We start from the raw sequence: 7,020 nt of genomic DNA, 5'->3' as shown, positions 1-7,020 counted from the left end.
GGCCGGCACGAACGTGAATCTCGGCGCGAACGCGCTGACGCTCGGCGGAACCGCGAGCGGCACGTACAGCGGCGCGATCGGCGGCACCGGCAGCCTGACGCTGGATGGCACCGGCACGCAGACGCTGAACGGCGCGAGCACTTATTCGGGCGGCACGAACCTCAATAGTGGCGGACTGGTGCTCGGCAACGCCGCGGCGCTCGGCACCGGCGCGTTGAATGTCGGCGGTTCGGCGACGCTCGATACGAACACGAACCTGACGGTGGCGAATGCAATCGGTCTCGGCGCGGGCGCGACGCTCACGCTCGGCGGCAGCAACGCGCTCGGATTGGGCGGCGCGATTACCGGTACGGGCACGCTCGTGAAGAACGGCGCGGCGACGGTGACGCTGACGGGCGCGAACACCTATACGGGCGGCACGACGATCAACGCGGGCACGCTGGCGATCGGCGCGGGCGGCAGCCTGGCGGCGACCGGCGCGATGAATCTCGCGAACGCGGGTGCGACGCTCGACCTCAGCAATGCGTCGGGTGCGCAAACGCTCGGCGCGCTGTCGGGCGCGGCCGGCACGAACGTGAATCTCGGCGCGAACGCGCTGACGCTCGGCGGAACCGCGAGCGGCACGTACAGCGGCGCGATCGGCGGCACCGGCAGCTTGACGCTGGCCGGCACCGGCACGCAGACGCTGAACGGCGCGAGCACCTATTCGGGCGGCACGAACCTCAATAGTGGCGGACTGGTGCTCGGCAACGCCGCGGCGCTCGGCACCGGCGCGTTGAATGTCGGCGGTTCGGCGACGCTCGATACGAACACGAACCTGACGGTGGCGAATGCAATCGGTCTCGGCGCGGGCGCGACGCTCACGCTCGGCGGCAGCAACGCGCTCGGATTGGGCGGCGCGATTACCGGTACGGGCACGCTCGTGAAGAACGGCGCGGCGACGACCACGCTGACGGGCGCGAACACTTACACCGGCGGCACGACGATCAACGCGGGCACGCTCGCGATCGGCGCAGGCGGCAGCCTCGCATCAACCGGCACGATGAACCTCGCGAACGCGGGCGCGACGCTCGACCTGAGCAATGCGTCGGGTGCGCAGACGCTCGGTGCGCTGTCGGGCGTGGCCGGCACGAACGTCAGCCTCGGCGGCAATGCGCTGACACTGGGCGGGACGGCCAGCGGCACGTTCAGCGGCGTGATCGGCGGCACCGGCGGGCTGACGCTCGCAGGTACCGGCACGCAGACGCTGTCCGGCGCGAACACGTACACCGGCGGCACGACGATCAACGGCGGCAGCACGCTGGCGCTGGGCGCGGGCGGTAGCCTTGCGTCGAGCGGCGCGGTGAACCTGGCCGGCACGGGCGCGACGTTCGACCTGAGCGGCGCAACGGGTGCGCAGACGATCGGCGCGCTGACCGGCGCGGCCGGCACGAACGTGAATCTCGGCGCGACTGCGCTGACGCTGAGCGGCAACGGCAGCAATACCTTGGGCGGCGCGATCGGCGGCACCGGCAGCCTGACGCTGGCCGGCACCGGTACGCAGACGCTGACGGGCGCGAACACGTACACCGGCGGCACGACGATCAACGCCGGCACGCTGGCGCTGGGCGCGGGCGGCAGCCTTGCGTCGAGCGGCGCGGTGAACCTGGCCGGCACGGGCGCGACGTTCGACCTGAGCGGCGCAACGGGCGCGCAGACGATCGGCACGCTGACCGGCACGGCGGGTACGAGCGTGAACCTCGGCGGCAACGCGCTGACACTGAACGGCAGCACCGCCGGCACATTCGGCGGGACGATCGGCGGCAGCGGCGGCGTGACGGTCGCGGGCGTCGGCACGCAGACGCTGACGGGGGCGAACACGTACACCGGCGGCACGACGATCAACGGGGGCAGCACGCTCGCGCTCGGCGCGGGCGGCAGCCTCGCCGCGGGCAGCACGGTGAACCTGGCCGGCACGGGCGCGACGTTCGACCTGAGCGGCGCCGCAGGCGCGCAGACGCTCGGCACGCTGACCGGCGCGGCCGGCACGAACGTCAGCCTCGGCGCGAATGCGCTGACGCTGAACGGCAGCGGCAACGGCACGTTCGGCGGCGCGATCGGCGGCAGCGGCAGCGTGACGCTCGCGGGCACCGGCACGCAGACACTGACGGGCGCGAATACGTATACCGGCGGCACGACGATCAACGGCGGCAGCACGCTCGCGCTCGGTTCGGGCGGCAGCCTCGCGGCGAGCGGCGCGGTGAATCTGGCCGGTGCGGGCGCGACGTTCGATCTCAGCGGCGCAACTGGCGCGCAGACGATCGGCGCGCTGTCGGGCGCGGCGGGCAGCACCGTAAACCTCGGCGCGAACGCCCTCGCGCTGAGCGGTAGCGGCGCCAGCACGTTCGGCGGGACGATCGGCGGCAGCGGCGGCGTGACGCTCGCGGGCAGCGGCACGCAGACGCTGACGGGCGCGAACACCTACACCGGCGGCACGACGGTCAACGGCGGCAGCACGCTCGCGCTCGGCGCGGGCGGCAGCCTCGCGTCGACGGGCGCGGTGAACCTCGCCGGCGCGGGTGCGACGTTCGACGTGAGCGGCGCAGCGGGTGCGCAGACGATCGGCGCGCTGTCGGGCGCGGCGGGCAGCACCGTGAACCTCGGCGCGAATGCGCTGGCGCTGAGCGGCAGCGGCGCCAGCACGTTCGGCGGGACGATCGGCGGCACCGGCGGCCTGACGGTCGCGGGCACCGGCATTCAGACGCTGACCGGCAGCAACACCTATACGGGCGGCACGACGATCGCATCGGGCGGCACGCTGCAGCTCGGCAACGGCGGCACGTCGGGCAGCGTGGTCGGCAATGTCGTCGACCACGGCGCGCTGATCTTCAATCAGTCCGCGAACGTGACGCTCGCGAGCGTGCTGTCCGGCACCGGTTCGCTGACCCAGGCCGGCAGCGGGCAACTGACGCTGACCGGTACCAATACGCTGAGCGGCCCGACCACCGTCGCGGCGGGTACGCTCGCGGTCGACGGTTCGCTCGGCCAGTCGACCGTGACCGTGCAGAACGGCGCGACGCTGACGGGCACCGGCACGGTTGGCGGCTTCGTCGTGCAGAGCGGCGCGTTCGCGGCCGCGTCGCAGCCGGGCGCGGCGCTGAACGTGGCCGGCAACGTCACGTTCCAGCCGGGCTCGACGCTGCAGGTCGCGGTGACGCCGCAGCAGGCCGGCAGCATCGCGGCGGGCGGCACGGCCACGCTGAACGGCGGCACCGTGCAGGTGCTCGCGAACCAGGCCAGCTACCAGCCGACCACGAAGTACACGATCCTCAGCGCATCGTCGGGCGTGCAGGGCACGTTCAGCCAGGTGAATTCGAACTACGCGTTCCTGATGCCGACGCTCAGCTACGATCCGGACCACGTGTACCTGCAGCTCGTCGCGAACGGCACGGCGCTGCCCGATGTCGCGGCGACGCCGAACCAGCGTGCGGTCGCGACCGCGATCGGTGGGCTCGGCGCGGGCAACCCGCTGTACGACACTGTGCTGACGACCGATGCGGCCACCGCGCGGCGGGCCTACGGGATGCTCGACGGGGAACTGCAGGCGAGCCTGAAGAGCATGCTGCTGCTCGACAGCCGCTACGTGCGCGAAGCCGTGACCGATCGCGTGCGCCAGGGCCTCGCGCCCGGAGCGGGGCCGCTCGCCGCGCTGTCGTCGGGTGGTGCCGCGCTGTGCGGCGACAACACGGCCGGCGCGACCGATCCGACGCTGCCGCCGGAACGCCGGATCGGTTCGCGCGCAGGTTGCTACGGCGGCACGCCGTATCAGCCCGTGGTCTGGGGGCAGGCGTTCGGCGGCCGCAGCCGGCTCGCGGGCGACGGCAACGCGTCGACGATCAACCGCAGCATGACGGGCTTCATCGCCGGTGCCGACATGGCGCTCAACGACCAGTGGCGTGCCGGTCTCGCCGCGGGCGTCACGCACAGCTCGCTCGACAACGACCAGAGCGCGTCGGCGTCGGTCAACAGCTACTACGTGTCGCTGTACGGCGGCGCGCAGTACGGTGCGCTCGGCGTGCGCGGCGGCGCGTCGTACACGTGGTACCGCATCAACAGCGACCGCAAGCCGGGCTTCGGGGGCTTCTCCGATCACGATTCGGTCGGCTACAACGCGCATTCCGAGCAGGTGTTCGGCGAAGTCGGCTATGCGCTGCCGGTCGGGCCGGTCGCGCTCGAACCGTTCGCGGGTCTTGCCTACGTGAACCTGCATACCGACGGCTATACGGAAACCGGCGGCGCGGCCGCGCTGCAGGCCGGCGGCCAGACGACCCACGTCGGTTTCTCGACGCTCGGCGTGCGCGCGGCGTCGCAGCTCGGCACGCTCGCGAGCGGCACGTTCACCGCGCGCGGGACGGTCGGCTGGCGGCATGCGTTCGGCAACGTGCGGCCGTCGTCGACGTTCACGTTCGCGAACGGCGGCACGTCGTTCCAGGTGTCGGGCGTGCCGATCGCGCGCGACAGCGCGGTGCTCGAAGCAGGCATCGACGCGACCATCACGAAGCGCCTGACGCTCGGTCTCACGTTCAGCGGCCAGTACGGCAGCGGCGTGCGCGACAACGCGGTGCTCGGCAACATCCTGTGGAAGTTCTGACCGGCGCCTGAGGTGCCTGGGCGCGATCCCGATGCGACGGCGATGCCCGCATCGGGGTCGCGTCTTTTTCGGCGCTGCGCGCGTCCCCCGTTCTGGCCTATCCTGTGCGAAACACGCGACGCGCGCCGCGCGTTGCGCCTCGACACAGGAGCATCGATGCCGAATCACGCCGAAGCCACCACGACGCAGGCGCCGCAAGTCGCGCCCGTCCCCCCGACCCAGGCGACAGGCCCCGCATTCATCGCGCCCGAAGCCGATCCGCAGGCGCTCGCACGCAACAACCAGTACGTCCTGAAATCTGGCGACGCGTTCGTCGTCAGCGACGCGCTCGGTGACGTCGGCGGCCATGACGACGGCCTGTTCGTCGACGACATGCGCGTGCTGTCGACCTGGCGCCTGACGTTCGGCGGCCGCGCGCCGTCGCTGCTGTCGGGCGCGACGAGCGCGGACAACGCGTCGTTCACCGCGCATCTGACGAACCGCCCGCTGCCGCCGCTCGGCGGTCGCGAGACGCCCGAGGGCGTGATCCACATCGAACGGATGCGCGTGCTCGCGGGCGACGTGCTGTACGAAGCGCTGACGCTGACCAACTATGGCGCGAGCGAGGCCGAGGTGCCGCTGTCGCTGTCGTTCGCGGCGGATTTCAAGGACATGTTCGAAGTGCGCGGCACGCAGCGCCCGAAGCGCGGCACGGTGGTTGCGCCGCGCGTCGACGGCGGTGCGGTGCGGCTTCGCTACGACGGCCTCGACAAGGTCGAACGCAACGTGACCGTGCATTTCTCGCCGGCGCCCGACGCGTTGTCGGTCGATCGTGCCGATTACACGCTGACGATCGCCGCGCAGGCGTGCGTGTCGATCTACCTGACCGTCGACGCGACGCTCGGCCGCGCGCACGACGGTGAAGGCCCGGGATGCGGGCGCGTCGCGCTGCGCACCGCGCTCGTCGGCGTGCATCGCGAGATGCGCTCGCGCCGCGAGTCGATGGCGCGCGTGAACACCGGCAATCCGCTGTTCGATGCGTGGCTCGACCGCTCGCTCGCGGATCTCGGGCTGCTCACGACGCAGCTCGATACCGGGCCGTATCCGTATGCGGGCATTCCGTGGTTCTCGACGCCGTTCGGCCGCGACGCGGTGATCACGTCGCTGCAGATGCTGTGGCTGCAGCCGTCGCTCGCGCGCGGCGTGCTGCGCTTTCTCGCGGAGCACCAGGCGCGCGAGACGTCCGCGTTTCGCGATGCGGAGCCCGGCAAGATCATGCACGAATTCCGCCGCAGCGAAATGGCCGCGACGGGGGAGGTGCCGTTCGCGCTCTATTACGGCGGCGTCGACACGACCCCGCTGTTCATCGTGCTCGCGGGCGCGTACGTCGAACACACCGGCGACGATGCGCTGATCGACGAGCTGTGGCCCGCGCTCGAGCGCGCCGCGCAGTGGGTGATCGACAAGTGCGACCGCAATCCGTACGGGCTGCTCGACTACCAGCGCACGTCGGAGCGCGGTCTCGCGAACCAGGGCTGGAAGGACAGCCACGATTCGGTGTTTCATGCGGACGGCCGTTTTCCCGACGGCCCGATCGCGCTCGTCGAAGTGCAGGCGTATGCGTGCGCGGCGCTCGATGCGATGTCGATGTGCTCGCACCGGCGCGGCCACGCGGCCGACGCGACACGCTATGCGCTGCGCGCGAAGGCGCTGCGCGACCAGGTCGAGACGCTGTTCTGGATGCCGGAAGGCCAGTTCTACGGGATCGCGCTCGACGGTCACGGCGACCTGTGCCGCGTGCTGGCGTCGAACGCGGGCCATCTGCTCGCGTTCGGCCTGCCCGACGCCGAGCGCGGCGCGGCGGTCGCCGGCGTGCTCGGCTCGACGCTGTTCCAGACGGGCTGGGGCGTGCGCACGCTCGCGGCCGGCCAGCCGCGCTTCAACCCGATGGCCTATCACAACGGCTCGGTGTGGCCGCACGACAATGCGCTGATCGCGCGCGGGCTCGCGCGCTACGGCGACAAGACGGCCGCGGTGAACCTGCTGCGCGCGCTGTTCGAAGCCGCGGTCAGCTTCGAGATGCGGCTGCCGGAGCTGTTCTGCGGGTTCCCGCGCCGGCGCGGCGAGCCGCCGACCGCCTATCCGGTCGCGTGCCTGCCGCAGGCGTGGGCGGCCGGTGCGCCGTTCATGATGCTGCAGGCGTGTCTCGGCGTGAGCGTCGACGCGGCGCGCCACGAGGTGCGGGTCGAGCGCCCGGCGCTGCCCGAAGGTGTCGACTGGCTGCGCATCGACGAACTGCGCGTCGGCGACGAAACGGTATCGCTGACGTTCCGGCGCGTCGACGGCCAGGTGATCGCGTCCGCGGAGCAGCCGGGGCGGGTGAAGGTGGTCGCGGTGCTGTAGCGCATGCG

2 protein-coding genes are annotated in these 7,020 nt (G+C 71.9%); both read left to right on the top strand.

The features are described 5' to 3' along the window. A partial coding sequence (locus DID99_RS20010) for an autotransporter domain-containing protein (protein WP_124667374.1) occupies positions 1-4,630 on the top strand: 4,630 nt, incomplete at its 5' end. Between the two features lie 156 nt (positions 4,631-4,786). After that, positions 4,787-7,012 (top strand): amylo-alpha-1,6-glucosidase, encoded by a 2,226-nt coding sequence (locus DID99_RS20005; protein ID WP_124485310.1) that lies wholly within the window; start codon positions 4,787-4,789, stop codon positions 7,010-7,012. Positions 7,013-7,020 lie beyond the last annotated feature (8 nt).

The sequence above is a fragment of the Burkholderia sp. Bp8986 genome (genome assembly GCF_003854225.1).
Classification (GTDB): domain Bacteria; phylum Pseudomonadota; class Gammaproteobacteria; order Burkholderiales; family Burkholderiaceae; genus Burkholderia.
Note: the sequence above shows the minus strand (reverse complement) of the source record. Positions and strands in the feature narration are given on the sequence as shown.